This window comes from Variovorax sp. RTB1, from assembly GCF_035018765.1.
Taxonomy (GTDB): Bacteria; Pseudomonadota; Gammaproteobacteria; order Burkholderiales; family Burkholderiaceae_C; genus Variovorax.
Map to the genome: position 1 here is coordinate 1 of NZ_JASJXG010000120.1, position 532 is coordinate 532.

General features: G+C 60.0%; 1 pseudogene. It reads left to right on the forward strand.

From position 1 onward, the window contains the following. Positions 1-427: pseudogene (locus QN397_RS26615) on the forward strand (DDE-type integrase/transposase/recombinase); the annotation flags it as partial. Positions 428-532 lie beyond the last annotated feature (105 nt).

Consider the following 532-nt stretch of genomic DNA (forward strand, 5'->3'; position numbering starts at 1 on the left):
ATATGACCACGCTGATGCGGCGCATGGCCATCACCGCGCTCTACAGGAAGCCCAACACCAGCAAGAAGGCACCAGGAAGCACGATCTACCCATACCTGCTGCGCACGCTCGCGATCACCAGGGCCAACCAGGTCTGGGCGATGGGCCTCAGCTATATCACCCAATGGCCCGGGGCTTCGTCTACCTGACAGCGGTGATCGACTGGTACAGCCGCCGTGTGCTGGCCTGGCGGGTGTCGATCTCGATGGACACCGAGTTCTGCATCGAGGCCGTCGAGCAAGCGATCATGAAGCACGGAACTCCCGAGATATTCAACACCGATCAAGGCAGCCAATTCACCAGCAGCGCCTTCACCGGACTGCTCATAGCCCACGGCATCCGCATCTCGATGGACGGCAAGGGCTGCTGGCGCGACAACGTGTGGCTGGCGTCAACTATCCTGGCCACCGTGTTGCCTCACGAAGGAATGTTACCCGCCGGCCGGTTGTCGTTTTGGCTCTCTATCTGCCCTGTTCAATTCAATGATCGAAGG